The sequence below is a fragment of the Limnobacter sp. 130 genome, from assembly GCF_902506325.1.
GTDB lineage: Bacteria > Pseudomonadota > Gammaproteobacteria > Burkholderiales > Burkholderiaceae_B > Limnobacter.
On record NZ_LR732328.1, the window covers coordinates 1,168,910 to 1,192,810 of the forward strand.

Annotated in this window: 20 protein-coding genes and 1 pseudogene; 9 read left to right on the top strand and 12 right to left on the bottom strand. The window is 52.6% G+C overall.

Going from position 1 to position 23,901, the window contains the following annotated elements; genetic code table 11:
- Positions 1-108: 108 nt before the first annotated feature.
- Together FRIGORI9N_RS05540 and FRIGORI9N_RS05545 are read right to left on the bottom strand one after the other, a co-directional pair.
- Positions 109-732 carry a response regulator transcription factor gene (locus tag FRIGORI9N_RS05540; protein ID WP_159568841.1) on the bottom strand — a complete coding sequence of 208 codons (624 nt, stop codon included), beginning with the start codon at positions 730-732 and terminating at the stop codon, positions 109-111.
- Positions 732-1,874, bottom strand: coding sequence for a PAS domain-containing sensor histidine kinase (locus tag FRIGORI9N_RS05545; RefSeq protein WP_159568842.1), 1,143 nt, complete (start codon positions 1,872-1,874; stop codon positions 732-734). Before FRIGORI9N_RS05545 ends, FRIGORI9N_RS05540 begins: the two co-directional genes overlap by 1 nt.
- A 230-nt stretch (positions 1,875-2,104) precedes the next feature.
- Between FRIGORI9N_RS05545 and FRIGORI9N_RS05550 the strand changes: the two genes are divergently transcribed.
- The gene (locus FRIGORI9N_RS05550; protein WP_201301415.1) at positions 2,105-2,710 is read left to right on the top strand and encodes a hypothetical protein; all 606 of its coding nucleotides are present in this window, start codon (positions 2,105-2,107) and stop codon (positions 2,708-2,710) included.
- 113 nt (positions 2,711-2,823) lie between these two features.
- Here the strand turns inward: FRIGORI9N_RS05550 and FRIGORI9N_RS05555 are convergent, their stop codons facing one another.
- From FRIGORI9N_RS05555 to FRIGORI9N_RS05565, 3 genes are all read right to left on the bottom strand, one after another.
- A complete protein-coding gene (locus FRIGORI9N_RS05555) occupies positions 2,824-3,525 on the bottom strand; it encodes an NAD(P)H-dependent oxidoreductase (protein ID WP_159568843.1) in 702 nt (233 codons plus the stop codon).
- A 99-nt stretch (positions 3,526-3,624) separates the two neighbouring features.
- A complete protein-coding gene (gene gdhA, locus FRIGORI9N_RS05560) occupies positions 3,625-4,974 on the bottom strand; it encodes an NADP-specific glutamate dehydrogenase (protein ID WP_159568844.1) in 1,350 nt (449 codons plus the stop codon).
- 176 nt (positions 4,975-5,150) lie between these two features.
- Entirely contained in the window at positions 5,151-5,816 is a 666-nt protein-coding gene (locus tag FRIGORI9N_RS05565) for a response regulator transcription factor (protein WP_159568845.1), read from the bottom strand.
- Positions 5,817-5,966: 150 nt separating this feature from the next.
- Between FRIGORI9N_RS05565 and FRIGORI9N_RS05570 the strand changes: the two genes are divergently transcribed.
- From FRIGORI9N_RS05570 to FRIGORI9N_RS05600, 7 genes are all read left to right on the top strand, one after another.
- Positions 5,967-6,632, top strand: coding sequence for a TetR/AcrR family transcriptional regulator (locus FRIGORI9N_RS05570; protein ID WP_159568846.1), 666 nt, complete (start codon positions 5,967-5,969; stop codon positions 6,630-6,632).
- Between the two features lie 68 nt (positions 6,633-6,700).
- Positions 6,701-8,092: a TolC family protein gene (locus FRIGORI9N_RS05575; protein ID WP_159568847.1), complete on the top strand. Its 1,392-nt coding sequence runs from the start codon at positions 6,701-6,703 to the stop codon at positions 8,090-8,092.
- Positions 8,089-9,135: an efflux RND transporter periplasmic adaptor subunit gene (locus FRIGORI9N_RS05580; RefSeq protein WP_159568848.1), complete on the top strand. Its 1,047-nt coding sequence runs from the start codon at positions 8,089-8,091 to the stop codon at positions 9,133-9,135. Before FRIGORI9N_RS05575 ends, FRIGORI9N_RS05580 begins: the two co-directional genes overlap by 4 nt.
- A 5-nt stretch (positions 9,136-9,140) precedes the next feature.
- A complete protein-coding gene (locus tag FRIGORI9N_RS05585; protein WP_159568849.1) occupies positions 9,141-12,197 on the top strand; it encodes an efflux RND transporter permease subunit in 3,057 nt (1,018 codons plus the stop codon).
- Between the two features lie 334 nt (positions 12,198-12,531).
- Entirely contained in the window at positions 12,532-13,272 is a 741-nt protein-coding gene (locus FRIGORI9N_RS05590) for a pseudouridine synthase (protein WP_201301446.1), read from the top strand.
- 97 nt (positions 13,273-13,369) lie between these two features.
- Positions 13,370-14,794, top strand: coding sequence for a hypothetical protein (locus FRIGORI9N_RS05595; RefSeq protein WP_159568851.1), 1,425 nt, complete (start codon positions 13,370-13,372; stop codon positions 14,792-14,794).
- Positions 14,791-17,187 carry a bifunctional diguanylate cyclase/phosphodiesterase gene (locus FRIGORI9N_RS05600; protein WP_159568852.1) on the top strand — a complete coding sequence of 799 codons (2,397 nt, stop codon included), beginning with the start codon at positions 14,791-14,793 and terminating at the stop codon, positions 17,185-17,187. The genes FRIGORI9N_RS05595 and FRIGORI9N_RS05600 overlap by 4 nt, the downstream gene beginning before the upstream one ends.
- Before the next feature lie 10 nt (positions 17,188-17,197).
- Here FRIGORI9N_RS05600 and FRIGORI9N_RS05605 read toward each other — a convergent pair whose 3' ends face one another.
- From FRIGORI9N_RS05605 to FRIGORI9N_RS05625, 5 genes and pseudogenes are all read right to left on the bottom strand, one after another.
- Complete coding sequence (locus tag FRIGORI9N_RS05605; protein ID WP_159568853.1) at positions 17,198-17,548, bottom strand: 6-carboxytetrahydropterin synthase; 351 nt, start codon at positions 17,546-17,548, stop codon at positions 17,198-17,200.
- Positions 17,545-18,195 (bottom strand): 7-carboxy-7-deazaguanine synthase, encoded by a 651-nt coding sequence (gene queE, locus FRIGORI9N_RS05610; protein WP_256366101.1) that lies wholly within the window; start codon positions 18,193-18,195, stop codon positions 17,545-17,547. Before queE ends, FRIGORI9N_RS05605 begins: the two co-directional genes overlap by 4 nt.
- Positions 18,196-18,570: 375 nt before the next feature.
- A pseudogene (locus FRIGORI9N_RS05615) lies at positions 18,571-18,810 on the bottom strand (DUF3597 domain-containing protein); the annotation flags it as partial.
- 38 nt (positions 18,811-18,848) lie between these two features.
- Positions 18,849-19,421 (bottom strand): DUF1415 domain-containing protein, encoded by a 573-nt coding sequence (locus FRIGORI9N_RS05620; RefSeq protein WP_201301416.1) that lies wholly within the window; start codon positions 19,419-19,421, stop codon positions 18,849-18,851.
- Positions 19,422-20,813, bottom strand: coding sequence for a phosphomannomutase/phosphoglucomutase (locus FRIGORI9N_RS05625; RefSeq protein WP_159568855.1), 1,392 nt, complete (start codon positions 20,811-20,813; stop codon positions 19,422-19,424).
- 114 nt (positions 20,814-20,927) lie between these two features.
- On the opposite strand from FRIGORI9N_RS05625, the gene FRIGORI9N_RS05630 reads away from it, so the two are divergent.
- Positions 20,928-21,773 (top strand): symmetrical bis(5'-nucleosyl)-tetraphosphatase, encoded by an 846-nt coding sequence (locus FRIGORI9N_RS05630; protein WP_159568856.1) that lies wholly within the window; start codon positions 20,928-20,930, stop codon positions 21,771-21,773.
- Positions 21,774-21,780: 7 nt separating this feature from the next.
- Here FRIGORI9N_RS05630 and FRIGORI9N_RS05635 read toward each other — a convergent pair whose 3' ends face one another.
- On the bottom strand, positions 21,781-22,548 hold the full coding sequence (locus tag FRIGORI9N_RS05635) for a 1-acyl-sn-glycerol-3-phosphate acyltransferase (protein ID WP_159568857.1): 768 nt from the start codon (positions 22,546-22,548) through the stop codon (positions 21,781-21,783).
- A gap of 28 nt (positions 22,549-22,576) precedes the next feature.
- Positions 22,577-23,893 carry a dihydroorotase gene (locus tag FRIGORI9N_RS05640; protein WP_159568858.1) on the bottom strand — a complete coding sequence of 439 codons (1,317 nt, stop codon included), beginning with the start codon at positions 23,891-23,893 and terminating at the stop codon, positions 22,577-22,579.
- Between the last annotated feature and the right edge of the window lie 8 nt (positions 23,894-23,901).

Below are 23,901 nucleotides of genomic sequence, written 5' to 3' on the forward strand. Positions count from 1 at the left end.
GCTTCTCCAGCAACACTGCGTTGAATATGAATTCAGTGTGCCGTGCCAGCTTTGGGCTGGGTATCACGCCATTTGTGATTGTGTTGTAGTGCTGCCCCTACAAGAAAACTACAGGCCGTGTTGCTTGGTGTAGTTCACAAGATCAACAAGATTTTTCAGTTCCAGTTTTTCGAACACGCGGGCCCGGTAAGTTGAAACCGTATTGCCCGAAAGGCAAAGCGCCTGTGCAATGTGTTGAACTGTTTCGCCTTGCGCCATCAAACGCAGCACCTGCATTTCGCGGTTGGACAATCGTTCATGCGGCGCACGGTCCGTGGGCTTGCGCAAATCATTCGCCATTAAATTGGCCGTAGCAGGGGTTAGGTACACTTGCCCCGCGCAGGCCATTTGAAGGGCCTGCGTCAACTCGGCGGGTGAGCATCCTTTATTCAGATAAGCATTGGCACCGCTGCGAATAGCCCGAAGGGCGAATTGGGTTTCTGGGTACACAGACAACATGACAACGCCCAGCTTTGGGAATTCGCTCCGTACACTTTTAAGCACATCAAACCCATCGCGCTCGCCGAGGGCCACGTCCAGCAGTATTGCGTCGAAATTGCCTTTGCGCAGTTTCTGCATGGCCTCCACGCCATCGGCTGCCTGCTCGCTAATGTACTGCCCACCAAACTCATCAAGAATCTGGACCAGTCCGCGGCGAATAATCATGTGGTCATCCACGATCAGAATATTCATTAGGCCAGTACCTCGGGCAAGCGCAGTTTGATGCAAACACCCTGCCCCAAAATTGAATCAATCGAGCAACGCGCACCAATGTCCCAAGCCCGCTCCTCAATACCCATCAAACCAAACCCGGCATTGAAGGTACGAACAGCCATGCCTCGACCATTGTCTTTGACCTGAAACACAACGGCACGTCCTTCAGTGTGAACCTGTACATCTACCCGGTTTGCATCGGCATGCTTACCGACATTGTTCAAGGCTTCTTGCAGAATTCGATACAAGGCCGTTTCCGTCGCTTTGCTCAAGCGGACATGTTCCAGTGCCGGGTCAATGTCGAGCGAGCTCACCACATTGGTGCGTTGTGCAAACTCGCCCAGCAAATGCTCCACTGCCGCCCACAAACCAAGATGATCAAGAACCCCCGGGCGGAGGTCGGAAAGTATTCGGCGCAAACTCTCCATTGCACCCTGTGCAAGGCTCAACATGCTTTCAATTCTCAGGGTTAGTTTTTCGTCGTTTGCGCAACGATAGGAGAGCGCTTTCAACTCCAGATCAAATGCAGTCAACTTGGCGCCAAGATCGTCGTGCATTTCGCGAGCGATTCGGGTTCGCTCCTCTTCGCGAACAGTGGTCAGGTGTGCAGAAAGCCTGCGCATTCTGTCGTGTGCTTTTTGCAATTGTGCAGTGCGCTCAAACACGCGACGTTCCAACTCCACCTGTGCCGCCTGTCGAATATTTTGCGCTTCGACCCGTTCGGTGATGTCGTTGAACGTGACCACAGCGCCCACCACAGTTTGTTCTTCGAAGATTGGATAAGAAGCATACTCGGCGTGAAAGCAAGTACCGTCTCTGCGCCACAGCACTTCATTGTCCACGCGGCAACCCTTGTTCTCCTGAAAAGCTCTGAAAATATGGCACTCACAAACTGGCATCAAATCATTGTTGGCATACGAGTGGTGCATCAGGTAGTGCATGTTTCTGCCCAGCACTTCGTCGGCCGAGTAACCCAACATTTCCGCACCTGCTTTGTTGATAAAAACACAGCGACCTTTGAGGTCGATGCCGTAAATACCTTCGCCGGTTGAATCGAGTAATAACTCAAGCTGCCTTCGCCAGGCAGCGTGATGGGAAAGTTTGGAAAGATGCTTGAACAAGGTGGTGCACCTGAAGTTAATTCAACATCAAACTAGCAAGAGCGGTGCCAATAAATATCAGAAAAAATTATGAAAATTTGCACACGGTTGGTGCGAAAAAAAAACGACAAAAGCTATTGAAAAATACACACAAACGGGTTGTTGATCATGTATTGATGAAAAAAGCTTTTCAGTTAATTAAATTTGATGTACACATAACTCACCACACCGTTTAAGGAAGGTTACACAACATGGTTACAACAGATCAAAAGCCAGTCGAAGCCGAGGCAAGCAAAACAACCCCAGCTCCTAAAAAACCAGCAGCAAGAAAACCCGCTGCAAAAAAACCAGCCGCTGCAAAACCTGCCGCAGCTAAAAAACCAGCAGCAGCAAAACCCGCCGCCGCGAAAAAACCAGCAGCAGCAAAACCCGCTGCAGCGAAAAAGCCAGCAGCGAAACCTGCCGCAGCTAAAAAGCCAGCAGCGAAACCTGCTGCAGCCAAAAAGCCCGCCGCCGCAAAACCAGCTGCCAAGAAGCCGGCTGCCAAGAAGCCGGCTGCTAAAAAACCTGCAGCGAAACCAGCAGCCAAGAAGCCAGTCACATCCCGCGCAAAGGCAGCCACTGCCAGCGTAGCGAATGCTGCAGCCAAAGCCAAGAAGACTGTGGCCAAAGCAAAGCCAGCTGCCAAGGCGAAAGCCGCAGCAGCCAAGTCAGTGTTTAGCGCAACAGACCGCAAGAAATTGTTGAGTGATGTTCAGAAGCAGATCAAGGACCTTGAGAAACAAGTCAAGGGCATGGTCAAGTCAGTTCAAACTGACGTGATCGCCAAGATCAAAAAGCAACTGGGCATGAAGTAATCCAGAAATAGCAAAAATAATAAGACCGCTACACGACCTTTCGTATGAAAGGTCTTCTGTAGACTTCATTAAAACCCGTTGTGCGAAAGCACCGCGGGTTTTTTATTGCCTGCTTACTTCAATGGATTCATCTGAGGATCGAAATTGTCCAGACTGGGATACGAGACCCGCGAGCGGGAACCCAATGTATCTACTGCAGTGTCGAGTTGCTCGAGCATTTCGACTCGAGCTTCTGGAGATATGTAAGGCACATGATAAGCAGCAAAGGGCTCAATCACATCGAACCCGGCATAACCCAGGCTGCCTCGCAGTACAGGGCGCAGCATGGTATTCAATTCGCCATGAATCGCCTCCTCACCAAACATGTGTTCCCGACCGCCCAAGGTAAAAGTCAACCAGGCCTGTTTGCCTTTCATCAAACCGCGGTCGTAGAAATTGCGCCCCCCGTAAACCACGCCAGATAAAAATATGCGGTCAATCCAGCCTTTTAAAATGGCGGGCAAGGAAAACCAGTACAACGGAAAATTCAAGACAAGCAGGTCGCAATTTTTGAGCAGCTGCACTTCTTCCGCGATGTCTGCAGGCAGGGTATTGTTTTTTTCAGCGTGCCGTTGCTCCAGGGCATAGACCAGGTAGTCTGGATTGCCGCGGTCGGGAAAATCGCTGGCGCTGGCCACCGGGTTGAATTGCTTCGCATACAAGTCCGACACGGTCACGGTGTGGCCTTGTGCCTCGAAACGATCACGCATTCGTTTCATCATCGCGGTACAAAACGATTGCGGCTCGGGGTGGGCATGCACAATTAGAACATTCATGGCGTAGGTATCTTTGTGAAAATTGACCAGCCATCCTACCAAAATAAAAGGGGCAGCCTGGTGACAGGCTCCCCCTTTGCGATTCAAACCACTGTGCTTTTAAATCACGCCATACGCCAGCATCGCATCAGCCACCTTCACAAAGCCGCCCACATTCGCGCCTTTCAAATAGTCAATGTGACCATCTTCTTCGGCACCATACTTGACACAACGCATGTGAATATCGCCCATGATGGCACGCAGGCGTTGGTTCAGTTCATCGCGTGACCACGACAGGCGCATGCTGTTCTGGGTCATCTCCAAACCCGAGACAGCCACCCCACCTGCATTGGCTGCCTTCGAAGGTGCAAACAAAATTCGCGCTTTCTGGAACACATCAATGGCACCTTTTTCAGACGGCATGTTGGCGCCTTCAGACACACCCATGCAACCATTTTTAACCAGCAAGTCAGCTTCTTCCGCGTTGATTTCATTCTGGGTAGCGCAGGGGAAAGCCAGATCGCATGGAATATGCCAGGGACGCTTGTCCGCGATAAATTCCGCTTGCGGATACTTCTCTAGGTATTCACTGATGCGCGCGCGCTTCACTTCCTTGAGTTCTTTGATATGTGCCAGCTTTTCCAGAGTAATGCCGTCTTTGTCATGAAGCGTTCCGGAAGAATCCGACATGGTGATCACCTTGCCACCCAGTGTCAGAATTTTTTCAACTGCGTACTGCGCCACATTGCCCGAACCACTGACCGAACAAATCTTGCCGTCAAACTTCAGGCCCTTGTGGTTCAACATGTCTTCCATGAAATACACCACGCCATAACCGGTGGCTTCGACTCGAATTTCGCTGCCCCCAAACGCCAGGCCCTTGCCAGTAAGCACGCCCGTGAATTCATTACGAATTCTTTTGTATTGGCCAAACATGTAAGAAATCTCGCGACCACCCACACCAATATCACCTGCGGGTACATCGGTGAATGGACCAATGTGACGGGACAGCTCGGTCATGAAAGCCTGGCAAAAACGCATGATCTCGCGATCGCTTTTCCCTTTAGGATTGAAGTCTGAGCCACCCTTGCCACCACCCATTGGCAAACCGGTCAGGCTGTTCTTGAATGTTTGCTCGAAAGCGAGAAACTTCAGGATACTTTGAGTCACGTTGTCGTGAAAACGAATGCCACCTTTGTACGGGCCGATCGCATTGCTGTGCTGCACACGATAACCACGTTGGGTGCGCACATTGCCATGGTCATCTTCCCAGCACACGCGAAAACTGACAATGCGGTCAGGCTCGGTCAGCCGCTGCAAAATTTGCGCAGACTCATACTTCGGATTCTTCGCGACAAAAGGAATAATGTGCTGCGCAACTTCATGCACTGCTTGGTGAAACTCTGGTTCGCCGGGATTTCTGCGAATCAGTCCATTCATGAACTCTTCTAGTTCTGGCGAGCTGCTCATCTCTTATTCTCCTGTTAAAGGACGACATTGGACTGCGTGTAAGCAGTTTACCGAATCGATTGAAATTGAGCACTCTGGATTGCTGTGGATATCCCCAAAAAGTGGGCACAACCTAGGGGATAGCATGTGGACAAGTAGTCCAAGCCCTTCAAAACATGAGGAATTAGATGCCCTGACTAATTATTGTGCAGACTCGGTTCTGCAGCACTGTGTTTTTGAATCTGGGTATGCCGATAAATGATGGATGCCTCCATCCTGTTCTTGGCTTTGAGTCGCTCCAGGATGTCCTTCACATGGCCTTTGACAGTTTCTACGCTGATCTTTAAAAGCAGGGCAATTTCCTTGTTGCTGTGCCCGGCCCCAATCAACTCGAGCACTTCAACCTGCTTGTGGGTCAAGGCCTTGGAAAGCACAGGCATTTGGAGCAATTCAATATTGGCTTGACTCAAGCCCACCCGAATCAAGTCGATCATTTTTGAAAAGGGAGTGAATTTTGAAAATGCGATGAACCGATCCAGCTGGTGGCGTTTTAAGTGTCCCATCACCTTGTCGTCGTTCGCAGTAATCAATACCGGGATTTCCGGAAACAGGGTTTCGAACAAACCAATGAAAGTTTCAGCTTGCACATCGCGCAAATGAAAATCGGTGATGATCAGGGCGGGAAACTCTTCTATTGCATGGCGTGCCGCTTCTTTCAGCGTGGAGAATTGGCGGATACGGGCATGGGGTGCAATGTCCTTCACCATTTCGACCAAACCGAAACTAATGATCGGGTGATCATCGATCACATACACCACTTGCCGCTCCAGACCTTCCAGTTTTTTAACCACCGCGCTTCTCACAGAAACAATTCACCATGATTTAACTTTAATTGACGAAACGCCCACCCCGTGCGGCAAACAAACTTGATAAATCGATTCAAATCAGGGCTTCGAACAGTCGAATCAAAAAACCGTTGACACTATGTCAACGGTTAAACTAAGATCCATTCCATGAACTATGTGATCGAACGTCGAGAAGAAGAAAAGGAACGCCGCCGGGAAGAAATTCTGGACGCAGCCGAACTTGTTTTCTCTGAAAAGGGCTTTGACGCAGCCACCATGGACCAGGTTGCGCGCAAGGCGAGAGTGTCTCGCGCACTGGTGTATGTGTACTTCAAAGACAAAGCAGCCTTGCATTTGGCCATTTGCCTGCGGGGTTTGCGCATACTGCGCGAAATGTTTGAAGCCGTGCGAAAACAGCATGTCACCGGTGAGGAGCAAATCCGCGCCATTGGACATGCCTACATGCAGTTTTCTGAAGAATACCCCACACACTTTGCCGCAATGTCCAAGTTTGAAGCGTCTTCGCCCGACATGGCATTTGGCGATCCATGTAACTCTGCGCTCGAAATGATTCAAGCGGGACAAAAAGTGCATGAAGAAATGGTGCTTGCTTTGGCCACCGGCATGGCCGACAAAACGTTGCGTGCCGACCTTGAAAACCTGATGCAAATTTCAATCACCCTGTGGGGTTTCACGCACGGAACCATTCAGTTGGCACAAACCAAAGCCAACTTCATGGCAACCATGGGCATCTCCAAAGAGTCTTTCATGAATCAAGCTGTAGAGCTGGTCATGCAATCCCTGATCAACCGCAATTGCGGAGGCAAGAAATGATCGAACATTTTCTCCCAAGCGCCCATCGAAGGGGCGCTTTTTTTTACACTTTATTTGACAGACGTCTAATGGCTGCATTGCTGTTGATGATCTTTCAAATTCAACAGCCCAGTCAAGCCAACGCCCCCCTTGATGAGTACTTGAGCCAAGCCATGGCCAATAACCCGGCCTTGGCACAGGCCAGCTTCGAAGTCGAAGCTGAGCGACAGCGGCTTGAAAATTTACGTGCGCGCTTTTACCCCAGCCTTGCCCTGCAAGCGCGAGCAAGCGTGGCCGAAGGCGGACGCACCATTGATTTTCCAGCAGGCGATTTGCTGAACCCGGTGTACGCCACGCTGAACGCACAGGCCATTGCGGCAGGTCAGCCCGCGCGATTCCCCACTGTTGAAAATCAATCCATACCGCTGCTGCGCCCCACAGAACAAGACACGCGCCTGATTGTGCGAGGGCCGATTTACGAACCCGTACTGGACCGCCAACTACAAGCGCAAACCCAGGCAGTGGGCGCGCAAGAAGCCGCGCAGTTGCAGGTCAAAGAAGAATTGGTACGCGACCTGCATACCGCCTACTGGCAGTACGCGCAGGCCAGGGCCCGTATCAACATACTTGAATCGAGCTTGCGCACTTTGCAAGAGAACGAGCGTATCAACACGGTGCTGTACAAAGCCGGTGAAACCACACTGGACGCACCCAAACGCGCCGAGGCCGAAACACTTGAAATTCAGGTGGCTTTGCGTCAAGCCCAAACACAGGCTTTGCTGGCCAAGGAATATTTCAACCTGCTGCGCTATGCGCCCAACAACAGTGTTGTTGAACTGCCGCAAGAAGACCTCAGCCCCAGTGCCATTGATACATTGCTGAACGAACTCACTCCGAAAACGCTGGGCACTACCCCTGCCCCGGCACTAACCCGACTCGAACGCAGCCTGGCCGCCCAACGCGCACAGCTGGATGCCAGCCGTGCCACTTACAAACCCACGCTGGGTTATTCAGTTGAAGGCGGCTACCAAGGCCGCGACTACAGCACGGGTCCGAATACTGGCTTTGCCAGCGCATCGGTGGTTCTGAACTGGACCTTGGCCGATGCGGGCATTCGCAGCAGCGAGGTGGCACGCAGCCAGGCACAGGTGCAAGCACTCGAAGCGCGTGCGCGACAGGTCAACCGACAATTGCAACTGGCCAAATTGCAGGCCAAAGAAAACCTGTTGGTGTCGCTGGACAGCATTCAAGCCCGCATGGCCCAACAGGCAGCATCTGAGGAAAGCCTTCGAATCAACGAGCGCAAACGCGATGCAGGTGAAACCACCCAGATTGAATTTTTAAGCGCAGAACAAAGTGCCACAAGAGCGCGCCTGGGTTTGGTGACTGCGGTTTATCAAGCCCGAATCGATCACGCAATTTGGCAATACAACAACCGAAACATTCCCGAGCCAAGCCAACAGGAAGGAGCTCAACCATGAAACCCGTATCCGTCTTTTCAGCCCTCTCCCTTCTCGTTCTGGCCGCCTGTGGCCCGGCAACGCCCGAGGAAGCGCCTGCGGTGGAATACCGTTTGGTAAAAACCGAAACGGTGCAAACCGGGCCAGCCGCCAACCTGATTGAAGTTGCGGGCATTGGTGCGTTTCGCGATGAAACACGTTTAAGTTTTAAAGTGGGCGGTGTGATCGAAGCAATCACAGTGCGCGAAGGTGAAACTGTGGCAAAAGGCCAGCGCCTTGCCGCACTGAACAAGCAAGACGTCAACGCCGCGCTTAGCCAAGCCAGCGCAGGATTTGACAAAGCACAACGCGATTTGCAACGCGGCAAAACATTGCGCGCTCAGGAAGTCATTTCCAGGGTGCAACTCGACAACCTTGAAACCGCTGCACAAGCGGCACGCGCGCAACTGAGCCAAGCGCAGTATGCAAGCCAGACTGCAGAAATTCAGGCACAGGCCAACGGCGTTATTCTGAAACGATTTGCCCAAACAGGCGAGGTCGTATCACCAGGTCAACCAATATTGCTGCTTGGCAGCAAAAGCAGCGGCTTTGTCATGAAAGCGAGCCTGGCTGACAAGCAGGCCATACACGTTCAACTGGGTGCAAAGGCAGAGGTGCAATTTGATGCGCTTCCCGGTGTCAAATGGCCGGCCAAGGTGATCGAGCTGAGCCAGGCGGCCGACCCCGCCACCGGCACCTACGGCGTGTTGGTTGAAGTGGACACGCGCGCCAATGAAAAGCTAAACCTGCTCTCGGGCATGCAAGGCCGTACCCGCATTGAACCTGCCAATTTCAGCGGCACCCGCAGTTACCTGCCCATTGAAGCTGTCGTGGAAGGTGACAACAAAGCCGCCTGGATATACACAGTTCAAGCTGACAACACCGTGAAGCGCCAAACTGTTCAAGTGGCTTTTATACAAGGTGACCGCCTGGCCCTTCAGGACACATTGCCAGAAGGCACACGGGTGGTCAGTACCGGTGCAGCCTATCTGCACGACGGTGAAACCGTGAAAGTTCAGGAGTAAAGCAAATGAAACTCTCGGACTTTTCAATCAAGAATTACCAGTTCACGCTGGTGATTTTTTTCCTGCTGACCGCAATCGGTATCAGCGCCTATCAAAACATTCCCAGAACCGAAGACCCCTACTTCGACATCAGCGCGTTTCGCATCAATGTAATTTATCCCGGAGCCGACCCGCGCGAAATGGAGCAGCAAGTTGCCAAGCCCATTGAAGATGCACTTCGTAGCCTGGATGACTTGAAAGAAATGCTGTCAACCTCGCGAAACAGTGGTGGCGTGGTGTTTGTGCGTTTCAATGCAGAAGTGGATGTCGACAAAAAGTTCGACGAAGTCAACCGTGAATTGAACAGCATTCGCGACAGCCTTCCGGCAGGCATTCAAAAACTGGAAATTGAGCGAATCAACCCGGGCTTCACCAACATCATTCAATATTCCCTGGTGTCTGAAACCGCCAGCTACGCCGACCTGGCCAACTATGCAGAGGATTTGTCAGAGGCCTTTGAGCGAATTTCTTCGGTACGCGAAAGCGAAAGCTGGGCCTATCCTGAACAGCAAGTGCGCGTTAGCCTGAACTTTAAAAAACTGGCAGAACTGGGACTGCAAGCAGCTGATGTGGCACGGGTTATTCAAGGCGAGTCGTTGAACATTCCAGGCGGCCCTGTTGAAGAAGGTGCACGCCGACTGAACGTACAAACATCAGGCCAGTACCGCAGCGTTGAGGAGATCAGAAACACAGTCATTGCAGGCACGGGTACGGGCGGCGATTTGGGTGGTCGCCTGGTTCGCGTAGGCGATGTGGCCGATGTGCAATGGGACTATGAAAACCAGGAAGTAATGGCCCGCTTCAATGGCCAGCGTGCGGTGTTTGTTACCGCCAACCAGAAAGACAAGCGCAATATTTTTGTGACCCAAAAAGCATTGCAGGAAACAGCAGACGAGTTCGAGAAAACATTGCCGCACAACATCAAGCTTGAACGCGGGTTTGAGCAATACAAAAACGTGGAGAAGCGAATTGATCGCCTGACCTTCGACTTTGGCCTTGCTGTAACGCTGGTGCTGATTACCTTGCTGCCACTGGGCTTGCGCGCCTCGGGCATTGTCATGGTGAGTGTACCGCTGTCCCTGCTTACCGGCCTGGCCTGTTTGTACTATGCCGGCTTTTCGCTCAACCAGCTTTCGATTGCAGGCCTTGTGGTTGCCTTGGGTTTGCTGGTTGACGATTCAATTGTGGTGATTGAAAACATTGCGCGTTACCTGCGCATGGGATACAACCGGGTGGATGCTGCACGCCTGGCAACCAAGCAAATTTCACTGGCTGTTTTGGGCTGCACTGCAACGCTGTTGTTTGCATTCCTGCCCCTGTTAATGCTGCCCGACAATGCCGGCAAGTTCATTCGCTCGCTGCCCGTTGCGGTGGTTTTCACCGTGATCGCATCCCTGTTTGTTGCGCTGACCATCATTCCGTTTTTGGCCAGCCGTGTGCTGAAAAAAGAGGAAAATGAACACGGCAACATTGTGCTGCAAAAGCTGATGGGGTTGATTGACAAAATTTACACCCCCCTGCTTCACCGCGCCTTGCAAACCCCGAAAACAGTGGTTACCGCTTCGCTGATCCTGTTTGTAGCCAGCCTCGGCCTGGCACCACTCATGGGTATGTCGCTGTTTCCCAAAGCGAACACACCCCAGTTTGTCATCGAAGTGGGCTTGCCACCAGGCTCCAGCCTGACCGCCACCGACACCGTGGTGAAACAAGTTGAAAACAAGCTAAGCCAGTTCGACGAAATTACTGCTGTCATGGCCACGGTGGGTGAAGGCAATCCGCAAATTTATTACAACGTGTTCCAGCAAGACAAACAATCCAACGTGGGTGAACTGTTTGTTCAACTGAAGGAGTACAACGACGACACCCCCAAGCTGCTCGATACCATTCGCGGCGAGCTAAAAACCATTGCGGGTGCCAATTTGATTGTGCGTGAGTTCGAGAATGGACCGCCGATTGATGCGCCCATTGGTATCCGTTTGGTGGGCCCCGAAATTGAAACGCTTCGCGAATTGTCTGCACAGGTTGAGCGAATCATGCTGGCCACCCCGGGTACACAAAACGTCGACAATCCCCAGCGCACCGGGCGTAGCGACCTGCGCTTGAAGGTGAATTTCGAGAAAGCTGGTTTGCTGGGTGTGAACTCGGCCGAGTTGGACAAGGCTGTACGCTTGGCGATTGCAGGAGCCAATGCAGGGGAAATTCGCCAAAGCAACGGTGATGCCTACACCATCAGCGTACGAGGCCCTGCGGGCGCACGAAGCAGTTTGAGTGCGCTGGATGACTTTCATGTGATTGCCCGCACAGGGCAAGCCGTGCCGTTGACCCAACTCACCACGCTCGAACTGGACGACAACCTGAACAGCATTTACCGCTTTGACCGAGAGCGCGCTGTGCTACTCACCGCCTACACCCGCACGGGTTACAACACGGAAAAAATCAGCAACGAAGTGGCCAGGCAAATTGATGAAATGGGTCTGCCTACTGGATACCGCTACAAAATGGCCGGAGAAGTCAAAAGCCGACAGGAAAGCTTTGCAGGTTTTGGCACAGCCATTTTAGTTACCGTGTTCGGCATACTCGCCATTCTGGTGCTGGAATTTGGCAGCTTCAAAAGCACGCTGATTGTGCTGTTCGTGATTCCACTGGGGGTCACTGGGGGCATGGTGACACTGTTCCTGACCGGCAACTCACTCAGCTTCACGGCCATGATCGGTTTCATTGCGCTCATCGGGATTGAAATCAAGAACTCGATTTTGTTGGTGGACTTTACCAACCAGTTGCGCGAAGAAGGCAAGGGACTGGACGAATCGATTGAAGAAGCGGGCCGCACGCGCTTTCTGCCGATTTTGCTGACCAGCGCCACCGCTGTGGGCGGCCTGTTGCCACTGGCGTTACAAGGTGGCGGACTTTATTCGCCGCTGGCGTGGGTCATTATTGGTGGATTGATTTCATCAACCTTTATTGGTCGCCTGGTCACCCCTGTGTTGTACAAGCTGTTGCCACCCGATCTGCAGAGGACATAGCCTAAGCCATTGATTTCACCTACAATACGGCCTCAATGCACAAGGACACCCTGAAATCATGAAAAAACCCGCAGGCCGCAATGGCAGCGCAGGCCGCAGTGGCGACTTGGGCCGTTCTGGCCCACCCGCACGCCCCAGCAACCGAAACAAAACAGCCGTGGCTGAGAAACCTGCCACGGCCGGTCGTGGCCGACCGGGTGCAGCAAGCAGCAAGGCAGCTGTACCGGCAAAACCCGACCGCAACCGTGCCGCCCTGCGCAGCGCCCCCACCGCCCCAACGGCAGGCACAGCGCGCCCACGCCGCAGCAAGGTGACTGGCACCAACACACTCGACATGCTGGACCCATTCGAGCCGCAACGATTGAGCAAGATCATGGCGGCCAAAGGACTGTGTTCCCGTCGCGAGGCCGATTACCTGATCGAAAACGGCTGGGTCCGTGTGAATGGCAAAGTAGTCGACGAACTGGGTGCCAAAGTGCTGCCCACCGTCACGATCGACCTGGACGCTCGCGCGAAAAACGTGCTGGGCAAACAAGTCACCATTTTGTATCACAAGCCGATTGGCGTGGTATCCGGTCAACCCGAAGGCCGCTACAAAGCCGCCATGGAATGCTTAAGCCTTGAAAACCAGGCGGATCGAAAAACATCCACTCCATTTCAACCTGCCATGTTGAAAGGTTTGGCACCGGCTGGCCGCCTGGACATCGACTCCACGGGCTTGTTGGTATTGACACAAGACGGCCGCATTGCCAAGCAATTGATCGACGCCAACAGCACGGTGGAAAAAGAGTACCTGGTTCGAGTTGAAGGTGAATTGACTGACCGTGGGCTGGAAATGCTGCGTTATGGCCTGAGCCTGGACGGTGAAGCCTTGAAACCTGCCCGCGTGAGTTGGCAAAACGAGGACCAGCTTCGCTTCATTTTGAACGAAGGCAAAAAACGACAAATTCGCCGCATGTGCGAGATCGTGGGCCTAAGGGTCGTGGGCTTGAAACGGGTAAGAATTGGCCGCGTGATGCTCGGTGACCTGCCTGTGGGGCAGTGGCGTTTGCTGACCCCGGAGGAACGATTCTGAAAGGGTGAAAATCCACTCTATTCAGGTGATTGAGTGGAAATAACTTCCGGTACTCTCGAAATTAACATTTGGACAAAGTCAATTTCGAGAATTCACCATGCATGCCCAGCACTCGGCCCTGAAACAACACGCCTCCCACACCCGGGTGCAACTACCCTCTAGCGGGTTTTTCGCATTTTTAAGCAAGCTGTCTGGCGCGGCAGCCAACGCCACTGATTTCGCCTCAATACGCATCAATGCCGACTGGCTGTGCGTGGTGGTCAGTTTTGTTTGCCTTGCATTTGCTGCGCTGGAAGGCTTTGCCTACAACAACATTGCCCAAGCCCTCGGCTGGGGAATTCCTTTGTTTCTAGGCAGCCTGGTGGTCACCCGGCTATATGCAGGCCACCCCTTGACCATGCACATCAATGCGCTGCTGCTGGTCGGCATGGGCGCACTGCACGTGCACATTTCACGCGGTTTGCCTGAATATCATTTCAGTTTTTTCATGTTGCTGCCAGTCATGCTGGCCTATCGGGATACACGCCCCCTGCTCAGCATGGGCCTGTTCATTGTGATTCATCACATTGTGTTCGACATGCTTCAACAAGCGGGCTTCGACTGTTATATATTTCGCGGCCCCTTTTCAGGTCTGCCCGCAGTAGCCCTTCATAGTTTCTATATCGCCACCGAAGTGTTGCTGCTCACAGTGATTGCACAGGTGCTTCGCCAACACGCACTGGCTGCCGAAGAAAGCACCAAATTACTGGCCTATCTGGACAAAGAGAAAGGTATTAACCTGCGGGTTCGCGCACAAACCGATGAACTGGGCAGAACATCCCCCATGGGCCAGGTGTTCAATGATTACGCCGACAACATGGCGTTCGTGGTTGCTGCATTCAAAATGCTCCGGACCGACATTCGCGAATTGTCGCAAATTGCCAAAGAATTGGGCTCGGACAACAACCAGCACTTTGAAGAGAGTTCGCTGGCTTCCAAAAAGCTGCGCGACTTCGTCCAAAGTCTGGGCAATCAAACACGCATGGGTCAAAGCACTGCTGAATTGTCCAAAAAGGTCACAGAGGACAGTTTTGATCTGCTCAATGAACTGAATCAATCTTTGGAGCAGTTGCAACGCATCAGCAAACAGGCATTTGATTCAAGCCAGCAAATACAGGCCTTGCACAAGGAAGTCCAGAAGGAGCTGTCGCCAGGCGCTGCCCAACAACTGCAAGCCACCCTGACAACACTGGACAATCTGAATGAGCGTACCAATGCTTTCATGGGCAGAATGGATGTTCTGAAAAGTGGTCTGAGTGCCATTGAAAATCAGCTGGTGTCGATCGACAGATCAACGCACCAATGGGTTGAAAATGGTCATGGCAATCAACGCCAGGGCTGGGAAGTTCTGGGTGCCATGGAAGGCATGCAAACGCGCACCGAGAGTGCATTCCGTACGCTGGCCAGCACGGTTCAAACCATTTTGCGTTCCGATGATTTGATGCGTGAAATGGAGAAGCGGCTTTCGAGGTTCGATGTATGAGCCTGAGCAATATTCTGGATGATCCATTGATCAATGAATTGCTGGACAGTGGAGCCTTTCGCTACGCCTTGCTGGGACACGTCACGGGTGAACTCAGCCTGATCGCTGCAAGCAAATTGTTTCGGCAAGAACTGGGATTCAAATCGGGCGGTGAATTAATTGTGAGCCGGTATGGCATGTCCATTTACCGCGCCCTGTCCAACGCCTTGCTTCGCCAACAAGGCTGGACCGGCCATGTCAAGGTGAATGAGCAGTGGTTTCGTTTGCAAATGCTGGCCCATGGCGAATTTGGCGTGCTTCACGAACAAGAGGTCAAGCATGGCAAACCGTCATCGGCACTGCCAACGACCAACACCCCAGAGCAACGGCTTGATTCAGCCGAGAGCGCCGACAAAAAAATTCCAACCAGCGTGTTACTCAGTGTTGACGACAAAGGGCGAATCAAAAAGGTCAGCCCTTCGCTGGAGGAGTTTTTGGGGCAAAGCAGCGAACAACTGCAAAACCTGGATGCTGCAAACCTGGTGTTTCGCACCGATGTAGGTCAGTTCAAGCGGGTGCTTGACCAGGTGAAATATCAAACCGGCTCTACCGATGGTTCCTTTCGCCTGCGCAACACCTTCAATGATGTGGTGTACTTCGACTGGACAGCTGCCTGTATTGGTGCAGACATTCTCCTGATTGGCCGTTCGAGCAACATTCATCTTGAAGAAGCCTTGCTGAAAAGCGAAGAACGAATCAACAACATTCTTGAGTCCATGGACGATGCATTTTTTGCCATCGACATGAATGGCTACGTGAACTACCTGAATGAGAAAGGCGCCGAATTGCTGGGCAAAAGTGCTGCACTTTTGCTGGGTCGAATGGTGTGGGAACGTGCCCCCCATTTGAAGAAAACGCCGCTGTTTAAATATGTGAATCAGGCCAAAGGCAGCATGCAGCCTGAAACATTTCAGTGGCAAGACCCCGCCAATGACATGTGGTACCAAGTCAAGGCCTACCCCAGCGACGAGCTGATCTCGATTTTCTTCACCGACATCAGTTCGATCAAGCGCAATGAAAGCAAAATGCGGCATCAAGCCACACACGATCCGTTAACGGGTCTTCCCAACCGCCTGGCCTTGTCGCAAACCCTGCAAGAACTGCTTGGCAACGACCAGGTTCAGGACTTCAAACTGGGCTTGCTGTTCATCGACCTGGACGGCTTTAAAGCGGTGAACGACACGCTTGGCCATGATCGGGGAGACGACCTGCTGATTGCCGTATCCAAACGCTTGCGCAGCGTGGTTCGAAGTTCCGACATTGTTGCCCGTTTGTCGGGCGACGAATTTGTAATCACCCTGCCCTACATTGCCGACCAAGACACCGCATTCAATGTGGGCCGCAAGGTGGTGGATGCCGTCAGCAAAAAACCGTTTGAGCTGGGTGAAAAGAAAATTTATGTGGGTGCCTCTGTGGGTGTGGCCCTGTTCCCAACCGATGCCACCGATGTTGAGGGCTTGCTGAAACATGCCGACATTGCGATGTATCAGGCCAAGCAGGCCGGGAAAAATACGGTGCGCGTGTTCCACACAAATATGAGTGCCACCTTGCAAACCAAGGTTGATCTGGAAAATGATTTGCACGATGCAATTTTGCACGACCGCATCGAATTGCATTACCAACCGCGATTCAATGCCAACGGCTCCATTTGTTCCGTTGAGGCCCTGGCGCGCATGCGTTCACGCACTGGCGAGCTGATTCCCCCTGCCCAGTTCATTCCGATCGCTGAGGAAACAGGACTGATCATTCCCATGGGTGAACAGGTCATGCGCAAAGCCTGCAAATGGCTGAAAGACACCAATAAAAAACTGAAGAATCCAATCAGTGTTTCTGTGAATGTATCGGGTATCCAATTGCTGGATGGCAAACTGTGCGGCACTGTCGAAAAGGTGCTTAAACTGAGTGGCCTGCCACCCAAACTGCTTGAGCTTGAATTGACCGAAACCGTATTGATGCAGAATCAGGACACTGTTTTACAAGACCTGAACCGCTTGCATGAACTGGGCGTTTCTTTGTCGATCGATGATTTCGGCACGGGTTATTCCTCGCTGGCCACCCTGCACCGCATGCCGGTTCAATCCATCAAACTCGACCGCTCGTTTGTGAGCAATTTGCCCAACAAAACCGACAGCGTTATCTTGTCCCGAACCGTATTGGCCATGGCAAAGGCGCTTGGTCTGGGCGTGGTGGCTGAAGGCGTTGAAACCGCCGAGCAACGGGACTTTCTGATTGAATCGGGTGTACTTGAGCTACAGGGTTTTGGACTGGCCCGACCAATGACTGCCGACGACTCAAGGCAGTTTGTGTGGGCGCAGCAGATCACCAGCGACAAGGCGAAGAAAATTTTGGCGTAATATTTTTACCTCACGCTCGGCCTTCAGCTTTCGCATCTTCCAGGTCAAACTCAACCCCGAATCCGATTGACCCGCGAAACACTTTCACTTTGATCAAAGGTCCGACCGGGCGAAGCTGATCCCAAATCCAGCGGGCGATATTTTCCGAGGTGGGCAGCTCAATAAATTCATTCAAATACGAATGATCAAGGCGCTTGTGCACAGCGCCCACCTGTTCGCTCAGCAGGCTTTCAGGCACCACATAACCATCTTTGGCTGGGCCTTCAAACCACACCTCGGCGGTGTAGCTGTGCCCATGTAGACCGGGCCAGTCTGGCAATTGGTGGGCTACATCAAAGGTAAATTGCTTGAATACTTTCATGGCATTCCGATCACTTTGTGGGTTTGAACGCTCAAACGCCACTGGGGTTTGTGCAGGCAGGTTTGAATGGCCACCTGCATATTCTTTGCTTTCCTGGCTGGTTCAGCGTCGTCCATGGCTTGCACAAAATAATGCTCAAAATCCAGTTGACCCAATGCATCCAGGTCTTGGCCCAACTGCGGTACCACCACTTTCAATTCGTGGCCGGTGGTTTGCACCAGCTCACTGCCAAATTTCGGGCTGACGCAAATCCAGTCCACGCCCGCAGGCACAGGCAAGGTGCCGTTGGTTTCAATGGCAATCTCGAATCCCTGGGCATGCACTGCCTCAATCAAGGCTGTATCCAACTGCAGCGTGGGCTCTCCACCAGTAAACACCACATAGGGTCTGTTCCATGTTGAATCGCCTTCAAATGCATTGGCAATGGCCAGCGCCAGCGCTGCTGCATCCTTGAATTTGCCCCCACCCACGCCATCGGTGCCGACAAAATCCGTGTCACAAAACTTGCAAACAGCTGTTGCCCGGTCTTCTTCGCGACCCGTCCACAAATTACAGCCTGCAAACCGGCAAAATACAGCCGCCCTGCCAGCTTGGGCGCCTTCGCCTTGCAGGGTATAAAACATCTCTTTGACTGTGTATGTGGCCACGGCTTGATCGCTTGTTTGTTACAGGCGCAATGCTACTTGAATTGGGAAACAGTGCCCAGAAAATAGGCAAAAAAAATGCCCGATATGGTTAATCGGGCAAACCTCAGAAGCAAAAGAGGAGGGATGTGAGCCCTTAGTTTGCAAGCACCCCGATTTCCTTTCAACTAGATTTTTCGAGGCTTTCCTCGAAACTCCAGAGTTACATCCAAGGTTTTGGACTAGAAGAAAAACTCAAAAACCGCGGAAATATAACCACCGCTTTACTTTGCGTTAAGGCGGCTGTTTTCTTTTCTCGGATTAGAGTCAAACACCAAATCTGAAAGATTGTGGTGTGTGGCACCACAACCGTTTTATTCATCAACAAATATTCAACAATCAATCCAGCAAATCAGCCGGAATGTTGCCCCCGTTGTCCGCCAGTTTTTGAAGCACGGTTTTGTGCAGCCACATGTTCATTTGAGCAGAATCGCCCATTTTCTCGGCCGGGCATCCCAACTCAGCGGCCAATTCCTTGCGCGCCGCCAAACTGCTGTCCAATCCCAACAACTTCATCAAATCAACAATCGACACTTTCCAGTTCAACTTCTCTGGATTGGCTTTGGCCATGTTTTCCAACTTGTAACGTTAATTCACAATGTGAAGCAAACTCAGAATCAGCGATCTGCCCCAGAATCGTTGCGCAAACAGGCTTCAAGCAAAGCACGCATTTTCTCCACACCTTGCTCATTCATGCATTCAATATTGCGCTCCGGGATCAAATCAACTTCCGGGTAGCTGTCGATTGCGTCGCTCAAACTGTCTTCACGCAGCAGGTGAAGCATTGGGTAGGGGGAACGGTTCGTGTAGTTTTCGGCATCGTCAGGTTCTGTGCCGCCAAATTGATACTCTGGATGAAAGCTGGCCACTTGATACACACCTTCCAGGTCCATATCCACCAAGAGTTGGTCAGCCAATTCCAGAAAATCGTTGTACTGGTAAAAATCCTGCAATACCCGGGGATGAATAAGCAAAGTGGTTTCCACTGATTCATCCACATTCAGCAGCGCCAATTCATGTGCCAGCTCATCCAGCAAAGTGGCTTCATCAACTGCCTGGCTCACCACAAAACGCACCCGGTTTTTCACCAATTCTCGTTTTGCGAATGGGCACAGGTTAAAGGCCACAACCACCTGCTCCACCCACAGCCGAGTGGCCTCGATCATTTCAGAATCGTTCACGGTACTCATTTAGAAAGGCAATTTAACGTCGGGGGCCACGGCAAGAATAGCCGCCTTGAATTCACCTTGAATGCGTGCCAATGCTTCATCACTGTCGGCTTCAAAGCGCATGACCACCACCGGTGTTGTATTGGACGGGCGTGCAAGCCCGAAGCCATCTGCATATTCTGCACGCACACCATCAATGGTATTCACGGATTCTGAAGTCGGAAACTTTCCTTCAGCTTGCAAGCGCTTGACGATTTCAAAGTTCACGCCTTCGGCAGTTTGCAACTGCAATTCAGGCGTGCTGGATGAGTTCGGGAGCGCATTCAATTCTGCGCTGGGGTCACTGCCGCGCGACAGAATTTCAAGCAGACGCACACCTGCATACAGACCGTCATCAAAACCAAACCAGCGTTCTTTGAAAAACACGTGGCCACTCATCTCGCCAGCAAGCGGTGCCCCAGTTTCCTTTAACTTGGCTTTGATCAGGGAATGTCCTGTTTTCCACATCAAGGGTTCGCCGCCCGCTGCTTTCACAGCCTTGGCCACATGGCGCGTACACTTCACATCGTAAATCACCATGGCACCCGGGTTGCGTGCAATTACATCGCGGGCAAACAAGATCAACTGGCGATCGGGGTAAATGATTTCACCGTCTTTGGTCACTACACCCAGGCGGTCACCGTCGCCGTCAAAAGCCAAGCCAATTTCAGCATCGCCGTTTTTCACGCAGGCAATCAAATCCTGCAAATTCTCAGGGTGGGCTGGGTCGGGGTGGTGGTTGGGAAAGTTGCCATCCACTTCACAAAACAATTCGGTGACTTCACAGCCCAAGGCTTCGTACAGGGTTTTGGCAAATGCGCCAGCCACTCCGTTGCCGCAATCGACTGCAATTTTCATGGGGCGCGCCAATTTAATGTGGCCCAGAATATTGCCCAGGTAATCGGGCCACACATTCAGCTCGCGGTAGCCGCCACGCTGCACACCAGGCACCACGCCACGCACAGGCTTTTCATTTTGAATCCATTTCAGCAAACCCTGAATGGTGTCGCCATACAGCGTTTCACCCGCCACCATCATTTTCAGGCCGTTGTACTGCGGAGGGTTGTGGCTGCCGGTGACCTGCACCCCGGTGCCATTGCCCAGCAAGAAGGTTGCAAAATAAACCAAGGGGGTGGCCACCATGCCCACATCCACAACATTCACACCGGCATCGCGAAACCCGTCAGCCAAAGCACCGCACAGGCGCGGGCCGGAAAGGCGACCGTCGCGCCCTACCACTGCCTCGTTCTTGCCACGGCTTAGTGCCAATTGCCCCAAAGCACGGCCCACACAATACGCTGCGTCTTCGGTCAATGTGTCGTCCACAATGCCGCGAATATCATAGGCCTTGAAAATGGAGGAGGAGATGCTCATGGGTGAATACCTGAATTAGTCAAATAAGGAAAAAGAAGACGCAATGGCCTTGTCGCATTGAAAGCACATACACAAGGCATAATACTACTTTCGTTGTTTTGGTTTGTTTTCAATATGGCCAACTATGTGATTGGCGACGTTCAAGGTTGTCTGGATTCTTTACTCAAGCTTTTGGACAAGGTGCAATTCAACCCCCAGCTTGACGAGCTGTGGTTTGCAGGCGACCTGGTGAATCGCGGCCCAAAATCGCGGGATACCCTGCGGTTTGTAAAAAGCCTGGGGGAACGCGCCCACGCCGTGCTGGGCAATCACGACTTGCACCTGTTGGCCCTGTGGTGCAACAGTGGCCGCAGCCACGAAAGCGACACCATTGCTGAAGTGGTCAACGCGCCCGACGGCCAGGAACTGATTGATTGGCTACGCAGCCAGCCTTTGGCCTTGCGCCTGCCGAACGTTAACCACACACTGCACAATGCTTTGCTGACGCATGCGGGCATTCTGGCCCAATGGAGTTTCAGCGATGCCGTTCAGTTGTCCGGTGAAGTGCAACAAATGCTGGCGGGCCCCGAATGGAAAACATTCATGGCCGAATTGTATGGCAACAAGCCCAATCGTTGGGACCCCACCCTCGAAGGATTTGATCGCCTGCGTTTGATTGTGAATGTGTTTACTCGCATGCGCATGGTGCGCGACGACGGCAAAATTGATTTCAAATACAAACTGGAACCTGCCGACGCGCCGCCCGACCTGAAGCCTTGGTTTGATACCCCACGCGAGTTTGCAAACGAAGGGCCAATTGTATTTGGGCACTGGTCTACATTGGGGGCACTGAAAAACAAGGCGGGATATTGTCTGGACACAGGTTGTGTGTGGGGCGGGCAACTGACGGCGCTGCGGCTTGAAGATGAAGCCATTATTCAGGTAGAGGCGGTCGAGCCACCCTTGCCTGCCATTCCTTAAACCCGGCCTACTCGCTTGAACTTGCACCACTGGTTTGCCGGCACAATTCGCAGATCTTCAGGTGCGCTTCATCGCTGAGTTCATGCCGGGTTCGCCCATCGGTATCAATCGGTGCATGAATGTACAACTGCACCACGAAACCGGTCTTGCTGTTCATCAAAACCTGAATGTTCTCCAGCAGCGTTTGCTCGCCCACAAAGGCGGGCTCGGCTGAAAACTGTCCATCGGGGGTGAAGTACTGCAAGCTCACAGGCAACATAGGCACATGGGCCTGAATGGCGGGTTGCACAAAGTTGCTGTGGAAATGCAAAGGCGCATCGCCAGGCCCGGTTGTTCCTTCAGGAAACACAGCCACACAGCGCCCCGAGCCCAGCACTTTCACCGCAGCGTGAATCACATCGCGCACGGCGTGGCGTTTGCCCCGCTCAATAAACAGCGTGCCGCTGCGCTTGGCCAGCAAACCACCAATGGGCCATTTTGAAATTTCAGACTTGGCAATGAAGGTCACAGGATGAATGCTGTTGAACGCAAAAATATCGAGCCAGGACACATGGGTGCTGTAAAGCAAACAGGGTTGGTGAATGGCGTAATTTGATTCCACCGATTCGTACACCACTTTCACCTGCACATTCAAAATGCCCAGTAATTGGCGTGCCCAACGCTTTTCAACGCCCTGCCTCAAAGCCTTGCCCAACAACGGCCAAAACACCAAAGCCACTACAAAACCGTACAACAGATGCGTCACCAGACGAAGCAACATGAACACTTTACGCATGCCTTGAAGTCCCTAAGCCTGAAAGCCCTTAAGCCGCCAACACTTTCATTTTGCTTTTATCAAGGCTGCTGTAGCCTACATTCCCGTTGACCATGGTCAGTTGTACTTTGCCCTGCATGGGAAAACCATTGAATGGCGTGTGTTTGCCCTGGCTGATCAAACTTGCTTCACCCACCACCCAGTCCACATCGGGGTTGAACAAACAAAGGTCTGCCGGCATGCCAGTGCGCAGGCTGCCTGCCTGAACTTTAATAATGTCGGCTGGGTTGCCGCACAACAATTCCACAATTCGCGCAGGCGGCACATTTTGCTCACGCATCCATTTCACCGCCAAGGTCAACAAGAGTTCAAGCCCGGTTGCACCGGCTTCGCTTTCGGCAAACGGCAATAACTTGGCGTCGTCGTCCACGGGGGTGTGGTCCGAGCAAATGGCATCAATGGTGCCATCGAGCAAACCGGCGCGAATGGCGTCCCGGTCGCGTTGTTCCCGCAAAGGCGGAATCAGGTGGGCATTGGGGTCGAAAAAGCCAATGTCCAAATCGGTCAAATGCACATGGTGAATTGCCACATCGCAAGTGACCGGCAAGCCTTCCGCCTTGGCTTGGCGAACCAGCTCAATACCCTTGGCAGAACTGATGCGGCAAATGTGCATGCGCGTACCGGTGGCCCGCACAAGCTCAAAATAGGCCTGTAAAGCGATCGTTTCCGCCATCACGGGAATACCGCTCAAGCCCATGCGAGAAGCATAAGCACCCGCGTGGGCCACACCGCCTTTGCTGAAGTTGGGTTCGGTTGGGCGTAAAAAAACCGTGAGCCCAAAGTTGCGGGCGTACTTCATGGCTTGCAACAGCACCCGCAAATCGCGAATGGGCGATTCCGCCTGGCTGAAACCAACACAACCCGCTTCTGTCAGTTCGGCCATTTCAGTCAACGTTTCGCCACTTAAACCCGTGGTCAGGGCGCCCAGCGGGTACACCTTGGACAGGTTCAATTGGCGGGCCTTGAACTTGAGCATTTCGATCAAGCCAGGTTCGTCCAGCACGGGTTCTGTATCAGGTGGACACACCAGCGAGGTAATGCCACCCGCCATGGCCGCTTCCATTTCGCTTTCCAGCGTGGCGCGGTATTCATAGCCAGGCTCACGAAGGCGTGCGGACAAGTCCACCAGCCCGGGAAATACCCACAAGCCAGTGGCGTCAATGGTTTTGCTGGGCGCGAAGTCGGCGGGCATTTCACTTTTGGGGGCCACCGCCACCACGCGGCCTGCGGCCACGGCAACATCCATGATCGCATCGATACCGATGCTGGGGTCAATCACACGTCCGCCAGAAATCAACACTCGCATTGTTTGTC

Excerpts from the sequence above, each read along its gene's own strand:
- FRIGORI9N_RS05585 (WP_159568849.1), top strand. The coding sequence starts at position 9,141 with ATGAAACTCTCGGACTTTTCAATCAAGAATTACCAGTTCACGCTGGTG.
- FRIGORI9N_RS05635 (WP_159568857.1), bottom strand. The coding sequence starts at position 22,548 with ATGCGTAAAGTGTTCATGTTGCTTCGTCTGGTGACGCATCTGTTGTAC.
- FRIGORI9N_RS05620 (WP_201301416.1), bottom strand. The coding sequence starts at position 19,421 with ATGAGTACCGTGAACGATTCTGAAATGATCGAGGCCACTCGGCTGTGG.
- FRIGORI9N_RS05540 (WP_159568841.1), bottom strand. The coding sequence starts at position 732 with ATGAATATTCTGATCGTGGATGACCACATGATTATTCGCCGCGGACTG.
- FRIGORI9N_RS05570 (WP_159568846.1), top strand. The coding sequence starts at position 5,967 with ATGAACTATGTGATCGAACGTCGAGAAGAAGAAAAGGAACGCCGCCGG.
- FRIGORI9N_RS05550 (WP_201301415.1), top strand. The coding sequence starts at position 2,105 with ATGGTTACAACAGATCAAAAGCCAGTCGAAGCCGAGGCAAGCAAAACA.
- FRIGORI9N_RS05625 (WP_159568855.1), bottom strand. The coding sequence starts at position 20,813 with ATGAGCATCTCCTCCTCCATTTTCAAGGCCTATGATATTCGCGGCATT.
- FRIGORI9N_RS05600 (WP_159568852.1), top strand. The coding sequence starts at position 14,791 with ATGAGCCTGAGCAATATTCTGGATGATCCATTGATCAATGAATTGCTG.
- FRIGORI9N_RS05630 (WP_159568856.1), top strand. The coding sequence starts at position 20,928 with ATGGCCAACTATGTGATTGGCGACGTTCAAGGTTGTCTGGATTCTTTA.
- FRIGORI9N_RS05575 (WP_159568847.1), top strand. The coding sequence starts at position 6,701 with ATGGCTGCATTGCTGTTGATGATCTTTCAAATTCAACAGCCCAGTCAA.
- FRIGORI9N_RS05605 (WP_159568853.1), bottom strand. The coding sequence starts at position 17,548 with ATGAAAGTATTCAAGCAATTTACCTTTGATGTAGCCCACCAATTGCCA.
- FRIGORI9N_RS05590 (WP_201301446.1), top strand. The coding sequence starts at position 12,532 with ATGCTGGACCCATTCGAGCCGCAACGATTGAGCAAGATCATGGCGGCC.
- FRIGORI9N_RS05580 (WP_159568848.1), top strand. The coding sequence starts at position 8,089 with ATGAAACCCGTATCCGTCTTTTCAGCCCTCTCCCTTCTCGTTCTGGCC.
- FRIGORI9N_RS05595 (WP_159568851.1), top strand. The coding sequence starts at position 13,370 with ATGCATGCCCAGCACTCGGCCCTGAAACAACACGCCTCCCACACCCGG.
- FRIGORI9N_RS05555 (WP_159568843.1), bottom strand. The coding sequence starts at position 3,525 with ATGAATGTTCTAATTGTGCATGCCCACCCCGAGCCGCAATCGTTTTGT.
- FRIGORI9N_RS05640 (WP_159568858.1), bottom strand. The coding sequence starts at position 23,893 with ATGCGAGTGTTGATTTCTGGCGGACGTGTGATTGACCCCAGCATCGGT.
- gdhA (WP_159568844.1), bottom strand. The coding sequence starts at position 4,974 with ATGAGCAGCTCGCCAGAACTAGAAGAGTTCATGAATGGACTGATTCGC.